The organism is Halomonas sp. KM-1, assembly GCF_000246875.1.
Classification (GTDB): domain Bacteria; phylum Pseudomonadota; class Gammaproteobacteria; order Pseudomonadales; family Halomonadaceae; genus Halomonas; species Halomonas aerodenitrificans.
Genome location: NZ_BAEU01000073.1, coordinates 1 through 17314 on the forward strand (window position 1 = coordinate 1; position 17314 = coordinate 17314).

18 protein-coding genes are annotated in these 17314 nt (G+C 64.5%); 17 read left to right on the top strand and 1 reads right to left on the bottom strand.

Translation table 11 applies throughout. The features are described from left to right. The 10 genes from B8115_RS07480 to B8115_RS07525 all read left to right on the top strand — a co-directional run. On the top strand, positions 1–1548 hold a 1548-nt coding region (locus B8115_RS07480; RefSeq protein WP_010627157.1), incomplete at its 5' end, for an FtsX-like permease family protein. 146 nt (positions 1549–1694) lie between these two features. Beyond that, positions 1695–3113 (top strand): hypothetical protein, encoded by a 1419-nt coding sequence (locus tag B8115_RS07485; protein WP_010627158.1) that lies wholly within the window; start codon positions 1695–1697, stop codon positions 3111–3113. 345 nt (positions 3114–3458) lie between these two features. After that, on the top strand, positions 3459–4724 hold the full coding sequence (gene glyA, locus B8115_RS07490) for a serine hydroxymethyltransferase (protein ID WP_010627159.1): 1266 nt from the start codon (positions 3459–3461) through the stop codon (positions 4722–4724). 179 nt (positions 4725–4903) lie between these two features. Next, positions 4904–6313 carry an MBL fold metallo-hydrolase RNA specificity domain-containing protein gene (locus B8115_RS07495; RefSeq protein ID WP_010627160.1) on the top strand — a complete coding sequence of 470 codons (1410 nt, stop codon included), beginning with the start codon at positions 4904–4906 and terminating at the stop codon, positions 6311–6313. Between the two features lie 238 nt (positions 6314–6551). Next, positions 6552–7034: a hypothetical protein gene (locus B8115_RS07500; protein WP_010627161.1), complete on the top strand. Its 483-nt coding sequence runs from the start codon at positions 6552–6554 to the stop codon at positions 7032–7034. A gap of 22 nt (positions 7035–7056) precedes the next feature. After that, complete coding sequence (locus B8115_RS07505; protein WP_010627162.1) at positions 7057–7248, top strand: DUF2892 domain-containing protein; 192 nt, start codon at positions 7057–7059, stop codon at positions 7246–7248. Positions 7249–7434: 186 nt separating this feature from the next. After that, on the top strand, positions 7435–8301 hold the full coding sequence (locus B8115_RS07510) for an MBL fold metallo-hydrolase (protein ID WP_010627163.1): 867 nt from the start codon (positions 7435–7437) through the stop codon (positions 8299–8301). Between the two features lie 10 nt (positions 8302–8311). Continuing rightward, positions 8312–10111, top strand: a complete 1800-nt coding sequence (locus B8115_RS07515; RefSeq protein WP_010627164.1) for a SulP family inorganic anion transporter — start codon at positions 8312–8314, stop codon at positions 10109–10111. Next, positions 10081–10575 (top strand): YeeE/YedE family protein, encoded by a 495-nt coding sequence (locus B8115_RS07520; RefSeq protein ID WP_234253927.1) that lies wholly within the window; start codon positions 10081–10083, stop codon positions 10573–10575. Before B8115_RS07515 ends, B8115_RS07520 begins: the two co-directional genes overlap by 31 nt. Further along, the gene (locus B8115_RS07525) at positions 10572–10985 is read left to right on the top strand and encodes a DUF6691 family protein (protein ID WP_010627166.1); all 414 of its coding nucleotides are present in this window, start codon (positions 10572–10574) and stop codon (positions 10983–10985) included. The genes B8115_RS07520 and B8115_RS07525 overlap by 4 nt, the downstream gene beginning before the upstream one ends. Before the next feature lie 54 nt (positions 10986–11039). On the opposite strand, the gene dsbG is transcribed toward B8115_RS07525, so the two are convergent. Continuing rightward, entirely contained in the window at positions 11040–11795 is a 756-nt protein-coding gene (gene dsbG / locus B8115_RS07530) for a thiol:disulfide interchange protein DsbG (protein ID WP_010627167.1), read from the bottom strand. Between the two features lie 195 nt (positions 11796–11990). On the opposite strand from dsbG, the gene B8115_RS07535 reads away from it, so the two are divergent. From B8115_RS07535 to B8115_RS07565, 7 genes are all read left to right on the top strand, one after another. After that, positions 11991–12521 (top strand): copper chaperone PCu(A)C, encoded by a 531-nt coding sequence (locus B8115_RS07535; protein ID WP_010627168.1) that lies wholly within the window; start codon positions 11991–11993, stop codon positions 12519–12521. Positions 12522–12665: 144 nt separating this feature from the next. Next, positions 12666–13148: a transcriptional regulator NrdR gene (nrdR, locus tag B8115_RS07540; RefSeq protein ID WP_010627169.1), complete on the top strand. Its 483-nt coding sequence runs from the start codon at positions 12666–12668 to the stop codon at positions 13146–13148. Positions 13149–13210: 62 nt separating this feature from the next. Next, the gene (ribD, locus tag B8115_RS07545; protein WP_010627170.1) at positions 13211–14347 is read left to right on the top strand and encodes a bifunctional diaminohydroxyphosphoribosylaminopyrimidine deaminase/5-amino-6-(5-phosphoribosylamino)uracil reductase RibD; all 1137 of its coding nucleotides are present in this window, start codon (positions 13211–13213) and stop codon (positions 14345–14347) included. 277 nt (positions 14348–14624) lie between these two features. Continuing rightward, positions 14625–15779 carry a bifunctional 3,4-dihydroxy-2-butanone-4-phosphate synthase/GTP cyclohydrolase II gene (gene ribBA, locus B8115_RS07550; protein ID WP_010627171.1) on the top strand — a complete coding sequence of 385 codons (1155 nt, stop codon included), beginning with the start codon at positions 14625–14627 and terminating at the stop codon, positions 15777–15779. Positions 15780–15890: 111 nt separating this feature from the next. Continuing rightward, on the top strand, positions 15891–16391 hold the full coding sequence (gene ribE, locus B8115_RS07555; RefSeq protein ID WP_010627172.1) for a 6,7-dimethyl-8-ribityllumazine synthase: 501 nt from the start codon (positions 15891–15893) through the stop codon (positions 16389–16391). After that, the gene (gene nusB, locus B8115_RS07560) at positions 16388–16894 is read left to right on the top strand and encodes a transcription antitermination factor NusB (protein ID WP_010627173.1); all 507 of its coding nucleotides are present in this window, start codon (positions 16388–16390) and stop codon (positions 16892–16894) included. Before ribE ends, nusB begins: the two co-directional genes overlap by 4 nt. A gap of 10 nt (positions 16895–16904) precedes the next feature. Then, positions 16905–17314 (top strand): thiamine-monophosphate kinase (locus B8115_RS07565; RefSeq protein WP_010627174.1); only part of this gene is annotated, 410 nt, incomplete at its 3' end.

The window sequence follows — 17314 nt, forward strand, 5'->3', positions numbered from 1 at the left end:
CCGCCGGGCTGGCTGCCGCTGTGGCTCGGTGTGCTGACGGCGCTGGCGGTGCTGGTCGGCTTTGCCGGCCCCACGCTGCTGCGCTTGAAACGGGTCAGCGCGCTCAAGGTGCTGCGCCGCGAGCTCGACCCGCTGCCGGCCGCAGCCTGGCTGGTGGTGCTGGTGGCCAGCCTGGTGTTCGGCGGTCTGCTGTGGCTCTACTCCGGCGACTTCGGCCTGGCGGCTTCGCTGCTGGTCGGCGGGCTGGTCATGCTGGTGGTGCTGTGGAGTCTGGGCGGTCTGTTGCTCGGCCTGGTACTGCGCGTTGCCGCACGTCTGCCCCAGGGGGGCGGCAAGGGAGCGGAGTTGAGCCAGGCCCTGCGCCTGGGCGGGCGCCAGCTGGCGCGGCGGCGTTCCGCCAGCCTGGGGCAACTGCTCGCCTTCTCGGTGACCTTCTTCGCCATGGCCATGATCGCCATGGTGCGGGGCGACCTGCTCACCACCTGGCAGGACCAGTTGCCCGAGGATGCACCCAACTACTTCGCCATCAACATCCAGCCCGCCGAGCGCGAGGCATTCATCGAGGCCCTTGAGGCCAACGCCGACGACCGCACCGCGCTCTACCCGATGGTGCGTGGGCGGCTTACCGAGATCAACGGTGAGTCGGCCCGTGACGCCGTGCCGGTGGAGTCCCGCGGTGACGGCTCGCTGCGTCGTGAACTCAATCTCACCTGGCAGGCCGAGCTGCCCGAGGGCAACCGGATGGTAGCCGGCCAGTGGTTCGATACGCTTGCGGAGGCCTCACCCAACGGCTGGCTGGGCGAGGTGGATGCCGAGCCGGCGCAGAGCGTGGTGCCGATCTCGCTGGAGGATGGGCTGGCCGAGCGCCTGGGCCTGTCGCTGGGCGATCGCCTGACCTTCACCATCGGCGGCGAGGAGATCGTCGGTGAGGTGGCGAGCCTGCGCAACCTGGACTGGGACAGCTTCCGGCCCAACTTCTTCGTCATCTTCCCACCCGGGGTGCTGGAGCGCTTCGGCCACAGCTTCATCACCGCATTCCATCTGGAGGCGGGGCAGGGCGAGACGCTGCGCCAACTGGTGCAGCGCTTCCCCGGAGTGTCGCTGCTCAACATCGACGCCATCCTGGCCCAGGTGCGTGACGTCGTTGCCCAGGTGACCCGGGCGGTGGAGCTGGTGCTGGCCTTCGTGCTGCTGGCCGGGGTGAGCGTGCTCTACGCCTCCTTGACGGCCAGTCGTCCGGCGCGGGCTCACGAAAGCGGCCTGCTGCGGGTGTTCGGCGCCGGCCAGAGCCTGATTTCCCGTGTGCAGGGAGCCGAGTTCGCCATTCTCGGCTTGGCCAGCGGGCTGATGGGCGCGCTGCTGGCCGAGCTGGCTACTGCCGGCATCTATATCGCCTGGTTCGATCTGGCACCGCGCCTTCACCTATGGCTTTGGATCGTGCTGCCCTTGGGTGGCGCGGCGCTGATCGGTGCCATCGGGCATGTCCTGTCGCGGGGCCTGCGCAAGCAGGCCCCGGCGGCAAGCCTGGGGCTGCTGGGAGAGGCCTGATGCCTCCGCCGCGACGTTGAAACGCCCGCGGCGATGTTTGAGCGCTGCACTGCATGAATGCGGTTACACTATGTAAACGCGAATGTGGTGCGGCGTGCCTTGCCACCTTCCTATCCGACCGATGCAGTGCACAGGAGGTGGCATCGATGAAGCTTTACCGACCCCGATCGATCGGCCTGAAGCAGGCCCTTGTCTTCGTTGCGCTCTTCGGCGCCCATGGTGTCGCGATGGCGGACGCAGAGCGCTTCGAAGCCGACCTGCGCGCGCTGTTCAGCGAAGGCGGAACGCTTTCCATCGGCGATGTCTCGAGCGCCATGCTGCGTTCACGGCTCACCGCCGAGGATATCGTGTTCGAGGCCGAGGAGGGCGAGCGGCTGCTGATCGACCGTTATATCGTCAGTGGGGACTACGACGCCCCCACCGATGTCACGCTCGAAGGCCTGCGTATCGAGGACAGCCTCACCGAACTGACCCTGATGAGTGTCGAGCGCATCGTGCTCGGTGAGCCGTCGCAGGCGGTGTTTCCGCTGCATGATGATGCGCTGACGCCCGAGCAGGTGCGCCTGGGTAGCCTTGCCATCGACGGCATCGTGATCGAGCTTGCCTCGGAGCTTGCCGAGGAGATCTTCTTCGACACGCCGCTCAGCAGCGGCCATGGTCGCATGACCATCGACAAGCTGCGCGGCGAGTCGCTCTCCCATGAGGCGATCGGCATGCTGGAGATCTCCGGCATGGCTGGCGTTTTCGATGAACTGGAAGAGCTCGGCTCCGGGTCGTTCACGCTGCGTTCGCTGCGCCTGGAGGGGCTGACCGGGATCGATAAAGAGGGCGAGGAGAAATTGGCCTCGCTGGTGCTGCGTGATCTGGCCGTGGAGTCTCCCGAGCTGGTCGCTCGTCTGGCCCTGTTCGATCTCGACGGCAACTTCGACGACGGCAAGGGTGGAGTGCGTCTCGAGGGGTTGCACATGGATCTGGCGCGCATGATCGAGCTCGCTCCCGAGGATGAGCGCACCCAACTGCGCATGGTCAGCAACGTACTGACCGGCGGCAGCGGCGAGCTGCGCCTCGATGCCGCCTTGCTTGGCAGCTGGCAGGAGAAGGATGAACACAGCGTGCTGATCAGCGACAGCCAGATCGACATACACGATGCCTTGAGCCTGCTGCTCGACATCAATCTGCCGCTGCTGCTACCGCACGAGGTGACACCCAGCGATGCCTTCAGCAACATGGAGTGGCTCGAAGACGCCACCCTGCTGGGCGGTAACATTCACCTGAGCCTGGCCAACCAGGGCCTGTTCTCGCGCCTGGCCACGCTGGGGGCGGCCATGGAGGGCGTGACCGAGGCGCTGTACGTCGAGCAGGTGCGCACCCAGGCCCAGGGCTTCGGCATGATGTTCGGCCCCGAGATCCAGGCCATCCTGGTGGGATTGGTCGACCTGCTGGAGGGCAGTGCGCAGCACCTCGACGTGCGTGTGACCCTGCCGGCACAAAGCACCGTGACCAGCTATATGAGCGACCCGTTGGGGGTGCCGGGGAAGCTCAGTGTTAAGGTCGAAACTCGCTGAGGAAACGCTAACAAATGCCTGCGCGAGCGAATCGCTGCGTTGCGCGGTGCCGAAGCGTCGGACCGTCGAAATCCTCACCTATACCCCATAGGCTCCGGTCGACTCGCAGCCTTCGGCTTCTCGCCCCTTCGGGGCCAGCCTTCGGCTGTTTGTCGCTTCGCTCGGTACTGTGCTCCGTGCGCCTTACGCTTCATCTCGCTCGTCGATTTGACTAGCGTTCCCTTACTAGAGCTAAAGGAAGCATGAGAATTTCTGCACCAGCTCATGACGGCCTTTCAAGTGAAAGCCGCCATGGGCTGGGGTATCATGGCGCATCCCGATTTCCCCATGCGAGGTTTGCCGCCGATGTTCAGCCGTGACATGACGATTGCCGGTTTCGATGATGCCCTGTTCGATGCGATGCAGAAGGAGGTCGCACGCCAGGAAGCACACATCGAGCTGATCGCCTCCGAGAACTACGCCAGCCCGCGCGTTCTGGAAGCCCAGGGCAGCCAGCTGACCAACAAGTACGCGGAAGGCTACCCCGGCAAGCGCTACTACGGCGGCTGCGAGTACGTCGACATCGTCGAGCAACTGGCCATCGACTACGCCAAGCAGCTGTTCGCTGCCAGCTACGCCAACGTTCAGCCCCACTCCGGCTCCCAAGCCAACAGCGCCGTGTTCCAGGCGCTGGTCAAGCCGGGCGACACCGTACTGGGCATGAGCCTCGATGCCGGCGGTCACCTGACCCACGGCGCCAAGCCGAATTTCTCCGGCAAGCACTACAACGCCGTGCAGTACGGCATCGACGGCAGCGGCCGCATCGATTACGAGGAAGTGGCGCGTCTGGCCCGTGAGCACCAGCCCAAGATGATCATCGCCGGCTTCTCCGCCTACTCCCAGATCATCGACTGGGCCAAGTTCCGCGAGATTGCCGATGAAGTGGGCGCCTTCCTTCTGGTCGACATGGCCCACATCGCCGGCCTGGTGGCGGCCGGGGTCTATCCGAGCCCGCTGCCCCACGCCCATGTGGTCACTACCACCACCCACAAGACCCTGCGCGGCCCGCGCGGTGGCCTGATCCTTTCCGCCGAAGGCAACGAAGAGATCGAGAAGAAGCTGCAGTCGGCCGTGTTCCCCGGCGGTCAGGGTGGCCCGCTGGAGCACGTCATCGCCGCCAAGGCGGTGTGTTTCAAGGAGGCCATGGAGCCCGGCTTCAAGAGCTATCAGCAGCAGGTGGTCAAGAACGCCCAGACCATGGCCGGTGTGTTTATCGAGCGCGGCTACGACATCGTTTCCGGTGGCACCGAGGATCACCTGTTCCTGCTCTCGCTTATCAAGCAGGGCCTGACCGGCAAGGATGCTGACGCTGCCCTGGGCCGCGCCCACATCACCGTCAACAAGAATGCGGTGCCTGGCGATCCGCAGAGCCCGTTCGTGACCTCCGGTCTGCGCATCGGCACCCCGGCCGTGACCACCCGCGGCTTCGGTGAAGGTGAATGCCGCGAGCTGGCCGGCTGGATCTGCGACATCCTCGACGTCATGGCCAAGGGTGAGGATACTGCCGCCATCGAAGGCGAGGTGAAGGGCAAGGTGGAGGCCGTCTGCGCGCGCTTCCCGGTCTATCGCTGATACGCTGAACGACCTTTTCGGATAGTAGAGCCCCGCGCCGTCCAAGACGGCGCGGGGCTCTGCGTTTGTGCTGCGCTGGCTGCGCTAATCTTGACCCGTGCCGGTGTTTCGGCTCAGCCGGCGGGCTCGCCTTCCGTTATGCTTGAAGCAAGCAATGAACTTTGGTGGACCATACGCTTATGTCGACGTTGACGTTTCAAGGGGCTGTCGGTGAAGTCACCGGTTCCCGGTATCTCATCGAGATGGAAGGGACCGACCGTTCCTATCGTGTGTTGCTGGAGTGTGGGCTGCACCAGGGCGGCAAGAGTGCCGACGAGGCCAATGCCAAGCCATTCGGCAGCCTGGCGAGGCAGCTCGATGCCGTGGTCCTGTCCCACGGCCATCTGGATCATGCTGGGCTGCTGCCCAAACTGGTGCGGGAAGGCTACAGCGGCCCTATTCACTGCACACGCGGTACGCGGGACCTGCTCGAGATCATGCTCGAGGATGCCGCCTTCATCATGGCCAAGGACGTCGAGTGGGAAAACAAGTGGCGTAAGCGCAACGACAAGCCGCTGCTCGAGCCGCTGTACGAGTTGGCGGACGTGGAGCGCACACTGCAGCAGTGCAAGTCTCATGGGTATGGCCAGCCCATCCCGTTGCCGGGTGGAGCGACGCTGATATTTCGCGATGCCGGTCATATCCTCGGTTCGGCGATCGTCGAGCTGGCGGTGCCATCCGGCGGGCAGACCAAGCGGATCGTCTTTTCCGGCGACCTGGGAAACCCGAGCTCGGTACTCATGAAGGAGCCGGAAAAGCTCTTCGAAGCCGATGTGGTGCTGATGGAGAGCACCTACGGCGATCGCGACCACCGCCCCCTGGAAGAGACGCTCGAAGAGTTTGCCCAAGTGCTGGAGGAGGCCCACGCCAGCGGAGGTAACGTACTCATTCCCGCTTTCGCCGTGGGCCGAACCCAGGAGATCCTCTATCACCTCAGTGTGCTCTACCACGCGGGCCGATTGCGTCAGCAGATGGTGTTCCTCGATAGCCCCATGGCGATCAAGGTCACCGAACTCTACCACCGTGCCCGCAAGAGTCTTGATGCCGAAGACCTCAAGGTGCTCAACATCGCAGCCAGCGGCGATACTGGCCGTTACCTGCCGATCCTACGCATGACGCGCACGGTGGAGGAGTCCATGGCGATCAACCGCATTCACGGCGGGGCGATCATCATTGCCGGGGCGGGCATGTGCACCGGTGGACGTATCGTTCATCATTTCCGCTACAACCTCGAAAAACCCAACACCCGCCTGGTGATCGTCGGCTTCCAGGCGGCCGGCACGCTGGGGCGCCAGCTCGTAGACGGAGCCGAGAAGGTGCGTGTTCTCGGGCAGGAGCTTGCGGTGAAGGCGAAGGTGCACACCATTGGCGGCTTCTCCGCCCATGCTGGGCAGAGCCAACTGATCGGCTGGGCCGGTGCCTTCCGCGACAAGCCACGTTTCTACCTGGTGCATGGCGAGCCTGAAACCCAGCAGGTGCTCAAGCACGCCTTGGAGGAGAGCGGTATCGAAGCGCAAGTGCCGGGCTACGGCGACCGTATTCAGCTCTAGGAAAGCGCTTTCCCAGTTCACTGCATATTTCCATTACCAGGCCGCTGCGTGCGGCCTTTTTTCGTTCTGCTGAAGGCGCTGTCAGTACGGCATGGCAAGGCCGGGAGTCAGTAAAAAATTGATATGGGTCAATTATCCCTCTCTTTCCTCTTAAGAGATGAAGCTATTTAGGCTACGCTTTGATTGAATCTTGGTTATTAAAATATTCCATTTTGTTATTAAAAATTTGAGGCGAGCGATGATCAGAACGAGCTTCTTCCTGGCCGCAGGAGCCTTGATCGGGTTGTCTGGTGCAGTGTCGGCCGACGGTTCCAGCGGGGCTGACGCTGAGCATGGTGCTGCCGCCGATCGAGCCTTGGTGATCCTTACCAGCGAGTCCCTGCAAACCCAAGGCATGGCAATGATTCTTGCCAATGCCATGCAGCAGCAAGGCACCGAGTTGTCGCTTCTGCTCTGCGATGCTGCCGGCGACCTTGCGGTCAGGAGCTACGCCAGCTCCGCGCCGATCAATACCCCACCAGAGAACCCGGCGGGACAGGTGACCCCGGAGGGGATTCTGCAAATGCTGGTCAATCAGGGGGCCCAGGTCGATGTATGCGCCATCTACCTGCCCAACAGCGACTATGCCCAAAGCGACCTGCGCGAAGGCATCGGCGTGGCGGCTCCAGGCCGCATTGCCGAAATGATGCGTGACTTGAGTATTCCGGTATTCAGCTTCTGAACCATGACAGTGAGGTGAAGACATGAAGAGCAACGTTGGCGGTATCGACAAGGTGGCGCGCATCGTCGTCGGTGCGGTGCTGATCGGTCTGGCCTTGACCGGGAGCATCGGCGCCTGGGGTTGGATTGGCGTGGTGCCGTTGGCAACCGGGTTGTTCAATTTCTGCCCGGCCTACCAACTGCTTGGCATCAATACCTGCAAGCTGAAGAAGTGACGCCATCGACACGCTCATGGCGAGGTCCATCGCGTCAGCGTTTGGCCTCGCTTGGGTGTCTGCATCGCTGATCGTCATGGATTTTGTGTCGCAGGCTTTATATAACAAAAAAGCCTAATAATATAACTAGATTTGATGTATGCTGTCATCATACCCGGCAATGACGTACAGCGGAGGAATGGCCCCATGTCCAAGCCGATCGTGACCCACTTCTTCGACGAGCCCACCAACACTTTCAGCTATGTGGTGAGGGAGCCAGGCAGCAGCGCCTGTGCCATCATCGATTCGGTGCTCGACTTCGATTACGCCGCGGGACGCACCGACACCCGCTCGGCGGATGCCATCATTGCATTCATCTGCCGGGAAGGGCTGAACGTGGAATGGATCCTCGAGACCCACGTCCACGCCGATCACCTCTCTGCCGCTCCCTACCTGCACGAGAAACTGGGCGGCAGGACCGGTATCGGTGCCAGGATCACCGTGGTGCAGGAGGTCTTCGGCAAGGTCTTCAACGCCGGCACCGAGTTCGCCCGCGACGGCAGTCAGTTCGACTGCCTCTTCGAGGAAGGTGATACCTTCGCCATCGGCAATATGGAAGGACGGGTGCTGCATACGCCGGGCCATACGCCGGCTTGCCTCACCTATGTGATCGGCGATGCCGCCTTCGTCGGCGACACCCTGTTCATGCCCGACTATGGCACCGCCCGCTGTGACTTTCCCGGTGGCGATGCCCGCACCCTTTATCGCTCGATCCAGAAGGTGCTGGCGCTGCCGGACGAAACGCGCCTCTTTCTCTGCCATGACTACAAGACGCCGGATCGCGAGCAGTATCAGCACGAGACCACGGTGGCCGAGCAGCGTGCGCATAACGTTCACGTGCGTGAGGGGATCAGCGAGGAAGCGTTCGTCCACATGCGCACCGAGCGTGACGCCACCCTCGACATGCCGCGCCTGATCCTGCCCTCGGTTCAGGTCAACATGCGTGCCGGTCACATGCCGCCCCCGGAGGACAACGGCCAGGTCTATCTCAAGGTGCCGATCGACAAGTTCTGAGGCGCGTCGCGTGAATCCCAAGCGCTACCTTCCCATCCTGCAGTGGTTGCCCGGCTACGGTCGGGCGACCTTGGGCAGCGACCTGCTGGCGGCGGTGATCGTCACCGTCATGTTGATCCCGCAGTCGCTGGCCTACGCCATGCTGGCCGGACTGCCGCCGGAGGTGGGGCTCTATGCCAGCATCGCGCCGCTGGTGATCTACGCCGTCTTCGGCACCAGCCGCACCCTGGCGGTGGGGCCGGTAGCGGTGGTGTCGCTGATGACGGCAGCGGCGGTGGGGCAGGTGGCCCCCCAGGGCACGCCGGAGTATCTCGGTGCTGCTCTGGTGCTGGCACTGATGTCGGGGCTCGTCCTGACCCTGATGGGCGTGGCCAGGTTAGGCTTTCTGGCCAACTTCTTGAGCCACCCTGTGATCTCGGGGTTCATCACCGCCACCGGTCTGCTCATTGCGGCCAGTCAGCTGGGGCACGTGCTGGGCGTGGCGGCCAAAGGACACAATCTGCTCGACTGGCTGAACAGCCTGGCCGTTGGTCTCGGCGACCTACACCTGCCAACGCTGACAGTCGGCTTTTCCGTGCTGGTATTCCTATATGCCGCCAGGCGTTGGCTCAAGCCGGGCCTCGAGCGTGCAGGCATGCCGCCGCGACCGGCGGAGACGTTGACCAAGGCCGCGCCAATCATCGCCGTGGCGGTAACGACACTGGCGAGCTGGTGGCTGGGGCTGAATGCCAAGGGCGTTGCCGTGGTGGGCACGGTACCTGCGGGCCTGCCGCCGCTGACCCTGCCGGCTTTCGATAGCGGTCTGTGGAGTCAGTTGTGGGTGGCGGCGCTGTTGATCAGCATCATCGGCTTCGTCGAGTCGGTATCGGTGGGTCAGACCCTTGCCGCCAAGCGGCGGCAGCGTATCGACCCCGACCAGGAGCTCATCGGGTTGGGAACCTCGAACATCGCCGCTTCCTTCACCGGCGGTATGCCTGTTACCGGCGGCTTCGCCCGTTCGGTCGTGAATTTCGACGCCGGCGCCCAGACGCCCGCGGCAGGCGCTTTCACGGCGTTAGGCATCGCCGCGGCGGCATTGCTGTTGACGCCGCTGATCGCTCATCTGCCGATTGCGACCCTGGCGGCTACCATCATCGTGGCAGTGCTGTCTCTGGTGGATGTTGCCGCCATTCGCAGGAACTGGGAGTATTCCCGCTGCGATGCCATGGCCATGCTCGTCACCATCGGCTTGACGCTCGGTGTGGGGGTCGAGACAGGCATCCTGGCAGGCGTGGGGCTCTCGCTGGCGCTGCATCTCTACTATACGAGCCGTCCTCACAGTGCCGTGGTAGGACGCGTTCCGGGTACCGAGCACTTCCGCAACGTGGAACGGCATCAGGTCGAAACCGACGCTGAGTTGGCCATTCTGCGGGTCGACGAGAGTCTCTATTTCGCCAACTCGCGCTACCTCGAGGACACGGTCATGGCGCTGGCTGCACGTCAGCCTGGGCTGCGGCATATCGTGCTGACCTGTCAGGCAGTGAACGTCATCGACGCCTCGGCCCTGGAAAGTCTCGAGGTGATCAATGCCCGCCTGCGCGATGCCGAGGTCAGGCTGCATCTGGCGGAGGTGAAGGGGCCGGTGATGGATCGACTGCAGCATACCCGCTTCTGTCGTGAGCTGACCGGTCAGGTTTACCTGAGCACTTTTGACGCCTGGCGCTCGCTGCGTGGTGAAGACGCTGTGCCGGGGCTCTCCTGTGGCAGCGTCGGTCCGGTGAGCGCAGGACAACCCAAGCCATTGATCAACGACGACACACGAAGGAGCTAGAGATGGATTGGACGGCAGGTCTGCAGGGGCTGGCAGGGGGTGTGCTGATCGGCCTATCGGCCGTATGGCTGATGGCAACGCTGGGCCGCATCGCCGGCATCAGCGGCATCGTCGGGAGCCTGGTGACGACGCTGCCTAAGGGGGATAGCGCCTGGCGCGTGGCCTTCATGCTAGGCCTGGTCAGCGGCCCGCTGCTGCTCATGCTGTCGGGCGGTGGGCTGGGCAATGTGGCCGGTGCGCCCGGAGAAGTGGTCGGTCCGCCCGCCGGTGGGGTGGGGCTGATGCTGGTGGCGGGGCTGCTGGTGGGCGTGGGCACCGGTCTGGGCAGTGGCTGCACCAGCGGTCACGGTGTTTGTGGCCTGGCTCGGCTGTCGCCGCGCTCGCTGGTGGCCACGCTGACCTTCCTGATCTGCGCCATCGTCACCGTCTATGTCGTACGGCACGTGCTCGGAGGTGGCGCATGAAGACGCTCATGGGTTATATCGCCGGGCTGATGTTCGGCCTGGGCCTGGCACTTGCCGGCATGACCGATCCCGCCCGCGTGCTCGGCTTTCTCGATATCTTCGGTGCCTGGGACCCCACGCTGATGTTCGTGCTGGGGGGCGCCGTGGTGACGACCTTCGTTGGTTACCGGCTGGTATTTCGCCGGGAGCGGCCGATGCTCGGCGAGACCTTCCAGTTGCCGACCCGCCAGGACCTGGACACACGGCTGATCGGTGGTGCCGCCCTGTTCGGCGTCGGCTGGGGGCTTTCCGGCTACTGCCCCGGACCGGCCATCGCCGCCATTGCCGGGCTCACCGCGCCGCTGTTCGCCATGCTCGTGGCCATGGTAGCGGGCTGGTTCCTGGCCCGGGCGCTACCCGCTCGAGGGTGATTCAAGTGGCGACCCCGCGCTGCGTCAGCGGGGTCGTCCTGTCGTCGCAATGGTTCAGGGGGCCTCGCCGCCCATCATCTCGTGCAACCTCGCCTCATTCGGCATGCCGTCTACACGCTGCAGCCGCCCCTCGTGGCGATAGACCGTGGTCGGGGTGGCATAAAGCCCGAGCTCGTCGAACAGCTGATTGTTGCGATACACCTTATCCTCGATATGGCGGGGCTGGGCCGAGGGAGCCACGCTGTCGCCGCCGCTGTGGTCGTGCAAGGCGGCCTCGGGATCCTCGGCGCCCAGCAGGGCGGAAGCCTTGGCCGGGCTGTCCGGTTGCATGATACCCACCATGACGTGGCGCAGCTGAACCTCACCGGCCTCGACCCAGGGGCGGGCCTGCTCCCAGAACTGTCGGCAGTAGGGACAGTTGGGGTCGGTGAAGGTGTACAGCACGCGAGGCGCGTCTTCCTGACCGTCCTGAATCCAGTGGCTCTGCTCCAGCTGCTGCCAGACCTGGCCCTCCTGAGGGGCTCTGACCAGCTCGTCTAGGGGAGCCTCGGAGAGATCGTTGCCCTCGGCATCGATCATGGTACCGACGATGGCATGTTGGCCATCGGCCGTGACGTATACGGTCATCTCGCGACCCTGATGGCTGGCGGCATAGCCGGCTAGTCCGCCGGGCGCCTCGAATTCGCCGTGAATCTCGAGTCCTTCCTCGACCAAGGCCTGAACCGGGCCAGGCCATTCGTCGGCATGCACCGCCGAGACGACAGCCAGGGGGGCCAGGGTGGCCATGAGCAGCGTGAAGCGAAGTGCCATGTGGGGTTCCTTGGGTGGATTTACTTCGGATGAAGCGTCTCTGCGATGGACTCCCGCAACGAGCGCAGGTTCATCTTGCCGCTGGGAAGCCGAGCGTGTCGGGTTGACGCATCCGGTCTCCTGACGCACGACATCGTAGTAAGCTGTTTGCCTGATTCCCTGGCGCACGCCAACGATACAACAAGGAGTTTCATTATGGTGCTGGTCCGTTCACTCTTGCTCACTGCCGGCCTGTCGCTGGTGTCATTGACGGCCCTTGCCGAGTCGCTGCTCGTCGAAGAGGCCCAGGTACGCGCCGTGCCCCCCGGCTCGCAGGCCTCGGCTGCCTTCATGACGCTGCGTAACCCAGGGGAGCAGGACGTGACCCTGGTCGAGGCAGACTCGCCCGCTGCCGAGGTCATGGAACTGCACAACCACGAAGACGTCGATGGTGTGATGCAGATGCGCAAGGTCACCGAGATCGTCGTGCCTGCAGGCGAGTCGGTCGCGCTGGCACCCGGTGGCTTGCACCTGATGCTGATCGGGCTGACTGCTCCGCTGGTGGAGGGGGAGCCCGTCGAGATCGAGCTGCGCTTCGACACGGGTGAGTCCCAGCAGATCACGGCGCCCGTCAAGCGTATCGAGGTGAGTGCTGAGGGGCATCACGGCCATGGTGATGCTCACGACCACGACCACGACCATGACCACGACCATGATCATGATCATGGAGAAGGGCACCGTCACTGACGCCGAATCGAGCGCCCGGCATGCCGGCTTGACCTGTGTGCTGGGCGATCAGCGGGGGAGTGGGTACAATATCGGGTCAATTGGCTCACATTTGTGACTCACGCGCGACCTCGTGTCGCCCCGCTTCACGTTCGGATCGATACCATGCATTGCCCTTTCTGCGGCGCCCATGATACCCGCGTGACCGACTCCCGCCTGGTGGCGGACGGCGACCAGGTGCGCCGTCGCCGCCAGTGCACCGACTGTGGTGAGCGCTTCACCACCTATGAGACCGCTGAGCTGGTCATGCCTCGGGTGGTGAAATCCGACGGTTCCCGCGAGACCTTCGACGAGCACAAGCTGCGCGCCGGCATGCTGCGTGCGCTGGAGAAGCGCCCCGTCAGCGCCGAGGCCATCGAGGCCGCCGTCGAGCGCATACGCCATCGGCTGAGGGCGAGCGGCGAGCGCGAGATCCAGGCCCGCGACATCGGCGAGGCCGTAATGCAGGCGCTCAAGCGCCTCGATCAGGTCGCCTACATTCGTTTCGCCTCGGTCTACCGTCGCTTCCAGGATATCGACGAATTTCGGGCCGAGATCGATCGGCTGGCCCAGGAGCCGGGGTTTCCGCCGGGTACCGCCGAAGAATAGGCTTTATCTCCAAGCTGCCTGCCGCCGAGCATAGCCAACCTGCCCAGTTGAACGAGGAGAGCATGGCCAAGCCGACCGATGCCGCATGGATGGCACGAGCGCTGCAACTCGCCCGCCGCGGACGCTACACCACCCACCCCAACCCGCGGGTGGGCTGCGTTCTGGTCAAGAACAGGAAGATGGTCGGTGAGGGCTGGCACGAGCGTGCCGGGGAACCTCATGCCGAGGTGCATGCGCTGAACATGGCACAGGCGGCCGCTCGCGGTGCCACCGCCTACGTGACTCTGGAACCTTGCTCCCATCATGGCCGAACCGGCCCCTGTGCCGTGGCACTGACCGAGGCCGGCGTCAAGCGGGTGGTGGTGGCCATGCAGGACCCCAATCCCGAAGTGGCGGGGCGGGGTATCGCCATGCTGCGCGAGGCGGGCATCGAGGTGACGGTGGGTCTGCTCGAAGCGGAAGCGCAAGCGCTCAACCCCGGCTTCATCTCACGCATGACCCGTCGGCGGCCCTTCGTGCGTCTGAAGATGGCCATGAGCCTGGATGGCCGCACCGCCATGCAGTCGGGAGAGTCCCAGTGGATCACCGGCCCCCACGCGCGAGCTGAAGTGCAGCGGCTGCGGGCCAGCGCCAGCGCGATCATGACCGGCGTCGACTCGATCATCTTCGACAATTCGCGGCTCACGGTGCGGGCGGCGCAGCTCGGCCTCGACGATGCCGAGGTCATCGCCGAACGTCAGCCACTGCGCGTGGTGGTCGATACCCAACTGCGGCTGCCCCAGGCAGCCGCCTGCCTGCGTGAGCCGGGACGCACCCTGGTGGCTACCGTATCGGGATATGATCCCGAGCGCCGCTCGCGGCTCGAGGCGGCCGGCGCCGAAGTGCTGGTGTTGCCTACCGGTGACGACGGTCGTGTCGATCTGGCTGCGTTGCTGCGCTACCTGTCCGAGCAGGAGCTGGTCAACGAGCTGCTGTTGGAAACCGGAGCCACGCTCGCCGGCGCCATGCTCGATGCCGGCCTGGTCGACGAGATGCAGCTGTTCGTCGCGCCGACCCTGCTGGGCGGCGAGGCGCGTCCGCTGTTCGCTTTGCCGGGATTGACGCGCATGGCCCAGCAGCGTCCGCTGGAGATTCTCGACATGCGCGCTGTGGGCCGCGATTGGCGGATCACTGCGCGGCCGGAGCGCAGGCAAGACTGAGGAGCAGCTTCTGCATCATCAGCTTCGGGGCAGGGCGCAGGGGAGGTTTTTTTCCATGGATGGAAAAAATAGCGTCCAGGGAAGGATTCACAGCGCCTCCCCGGCGGCCTCGTCCCGGAGCTGTCCACATGTGGGGGGCGCCAATGTGCTCACTACTGGCGCCCGAAGCCGCGCCAATGTACTCTGACGCCCATTCAACGTGGTGCGATTTGACGGCAATGTTCTGTTGCGGTGCAGTATCGCCCATGAAGTCGTTCGAACATTCGGAGATTCCAGCGTGCAATCTTCCCATACGGGCCTGGCTCCCATCGAAGACCTGATCGAGGACATTCGTCAGGGCAAGATGGTGATCCTCATGGATGATGAGGATCGCGAGAATGAAGGCGATATCATCATGGCCGCGGAGAAGGTCGAGGCCGAGCATATCAACTTCATGGCGCGCCATGCGCGCGGCCTGATCTGCATGCCTATGACCCGTGAACGCTGCGAGCGGCTCAAGCTGCCGCTGATGGTGAGCGACAACGGCTCCGGTTTCGGTACCAAGTTCACGCTCTCCATCGAGGCCGCGGAAGGCGTCACCACCGGTATCTCCGCTGCCGACCGCGCGCGCACCGTGCAAGTGGCCGCCGCGCGCAATGCCCGTGCCGAGGATATCGTGCAGCCCGGCCACATCTTCCCGCTGATGGCCGAGCCCGGTGGCGTGCTGCGCCGTGCCGGTCATACCGAAGCGGCCTGCGACCTCGCCGCCCTGGCCGGCTGCGATCCCAGCGGCGTGATCTGCGAGATCATGAACGACGACGGCAGCATGGCGCGGCGTCCGGAACTGGAGCGCTTCGCCGCCGAGCACGGCATCAAGATGGGCACCATTGCCGATCTGATCCACTACCGTATACACAATGAACAGACCGTGGAGCCGGTGGAGTCCACCCTGGTCGACACGGCGGTGGGCAAGTTGACCCTGCATGTCTTCCACGACCGCATCCAGAACGCGCACCACGTGGCGCTGGTGAAGGGGCATCCGACGCCGGAAACCCTGACCACGGTACGGGTGCACCTGGCCGATACCATGCGCGACTTGCTGGGGCTGCAGAAGAGCGAGAGCCGCAACTGGACGACCCACAGCGCGCTGGAAGAGATCGCTCGAGTCGAGCATGGCGTTTTCGTGCTGCTCGACGATGGCCGCCCGCACCAGGACTTTCGCGATCAGTTCGACGTCTTCCTGGAGCGCCGGCGTCTGCCGCGCACCAGCGACTCCGATGGTGCCGGCAATTACCTCACCATCGGTACCGGCTCGCAGATCCTGCGCCATCTCGGTGTGGGGCGCATGCGTCTGCTCAGCTCGCCGTGGAAGTTCTCGGCACTCTCCGGCTTCGACCTGGAAGTGGTCGAGCTGATCGCGCCGGGCGAGCGGGAAATCGACGCCGAAGGCTGAGCGGCGCGCCAAAAAACAAAGGGCCGGTGGGGTGTTCGCTTGCACCGGCTCGCTCGGCTTCAGCGGGATTGATACCGTATCCAGCAGGACCATTTTCATCAGGAACTAGCAATGCATACCCTGTCTCAACTGGAAGGCAACTTCGTCGACGTCGATGGTCGCTACGTGATCGTGGTAGGCCGTTTCAACCATCATGTGGTCGACAGCCTCGTCGAGGGCGCCGTGGACAGCCTGGTGCGCCATGGTGTGGACGCCGAGAACATCGATATCGTCCACGTACCCGGCGCCTGGGAACTGCCGCTGGCCGTCAAGCGTGCCCTGCAGGTGGCGCGCCCCGACGCGGTGATCGCCCTGGGAGCGGTGATCCGTGGCGGCACGCCCCACTTCGAGTACGTGGCGGGCGGTTGCAATGCAGCGCTGGGCAATCTGCAGCTCGAGTTCGATACACCCATCGCTAACGGCGTGCTGACGGTCAACACCATTGAACAGGCCATCGAGCGCTCCGGCACCAAGGCCGGCAACAAGGGCGCCGAAGCGGCCATGGCCGCCATGGAAATGGTCTCTCTGCTGCGCGGCTTCGGCGACAGCGGCGAGAACGGAGACGCTTCATGAGTGGAACGCGCCCGCAACGCCCCCCATCCGCGGGCCAGCAAGCGCGGCGAGCGGCCCGTGAGCTGGCCGTCCAGGGGCTCTATCAGTGGCACATGACCGGCAAGTCGACCACCGCCATCGAGGCCGAGTTCCGCAGCCAGCTGCCCGACGACGACCTCGAGGATCACGAGAACTGGGCCAAGGTGATGCAGATCGCCGACCTGGCTCTGTTCCATGAACTGCTGCACAACGTGGTGCGCTTCCGTGAGGACCTGGACGCCGCCATCGCACCGCTGCTCGACCGCCGCCTGGTGGAACTCGACCCCATCGAGCTGGCCATTCTGCGCCTGGGCGCCTACGAGCTGAGTCGTCGACTGGACGTGCCTTATCGTGTGGCGATCAACGAAGGCGTCGAGCTGGCCAAGTCCTTCGGCGCCACCGATGGCCACAAGTACGTCAATGGCATCCTCGACAAGCTGGCCGCCCGGTTGCGTAGCGCCGAGGTCAGGGCCCGTCGCGGCTGAAGGTGCCCCGGTGGCCAGTGAATTCGAACTGATCGCCCGCTATTTCACTCCCGTTGCACCCGGCCCCGATGCCGGCGTGCCGCTGGGTGTGGGTGACGACTGCGCGCTGCTCGCCCCGCGCCCGGGGCGGCAACTGGCGGTAAGCGTCGACACCTCGGTGGCGAACGTCCACTTTCCCGCCGATGCCCCGGCCGAGGCGATCGGCTATCGGGCGTTGGCGGTGAGTCTCAGCGATCTGGCGGCGATGGGCGCGGAGCCGCGCTGGTGCCTCATGGCGCTGGCGCTCGAGCACAACGAGGAAGCCTGGCTGGCGCAGTTCGCGAGAGGGTTCCATGCGCTGTGCGAGGCCAGCAATACCGCCCTGGTGGGCGGTGACGTGACACGGGGTCAGCTGGCCATCGGCGTGACGGTGATGGGCGA

Excerpts from the sequence above, each read along its gene's own strand:
- B8115_RS07485 (WP_010627158.1), top strand. The coding sequence starts at position 1,695 with ATGAAGCTTTACCGACCCCGATCGATCGGCCTGAAGCAGGCCCTTGTC.
- glyA (WP_010627159.1), top strand. The coding sequence starts at position 3,459 with ATGTTCAGCCGTGACATGACGATTGCCGGTTTCGATGATGCCCTGTTC.
- B8115_RS07495 (WP_010627160.1), top strand. The coding sequence starts at position 4,904 with ATGTCGACGTTGACGTTTCAAGGGGCTGTCGGTGAAGTCACCGGTTCC.
- B8115_RS07500 (WP_010627161.1), top strand. The coding sequence starts at position 6,552 with ATGATCAGAACGAGCTTCTTCCTGGCCGCAGGAGCCTTGATCGGGTTG.
- B8115_RS07505 (WP_010627162.1), top strand. The coding sequence starts at position 7,057 with ATGAAGAGCAACGTTGGCGGTATCGACAAGGTGGCGCGCATCGTCGTC.
- B8115_RS07510 (WP_010627163.1), top strand. The coding sequence starts at position 7,435 with ATGTCCAAGCCGATCGTGACCCACTTCTTCGACGAGCCCACCAACACT.
- B8115_RS07525 (WP_010627166.1), top strand. The coding sequence starts at position 10,572 with ATGAAGACGCTCATGGGTTATATCGCCGGGCTGATGTTCGGCCTGGGC.
- dsbG (WP_010627167.1), bottom strand. The coding sequence starts at position 11,795 with ATGGCACTTCGCTTCACGCTGCTCATGGCCACCCTGGCCCCCCTGGCT.
- B8115_RS07535 (WP_010627168.1), top strand. The coding sequence starts at position 11,991 with ATGGTGCTGGTCCGTTCACTCTTGCTCACTGCCGGCCTGTCGCTGGTG.
- nrdR (WP_010627169.1), top strand. The coding sequence starts at position 12,666 with ATGCATTGCCCTTTCTGCGGCGCCCATGATACCCGCGTGACCGACTCC.
- ribD (WP_010627170.1), top strand. The coding sequence starts at position 13,211 with ATGGCCAAGCCGACCGATGCCGCATGGATGGCACGAGCGCTGCAACTC.
- ribE (WP_010627172.1), top strand. The coding sequence starts at position 15,891 with ATGCATACCCTGTCTCAACTGGAAGGCAACTTCGTCGACGTCGATGGT.
- nusB (WP_010627173.1), top strand. The coding sequence starts at position 16,388 with ATGAGTGGAACGCGCCCGCAACGCCCCCCATCCGCGGGCCAGCAAGCG.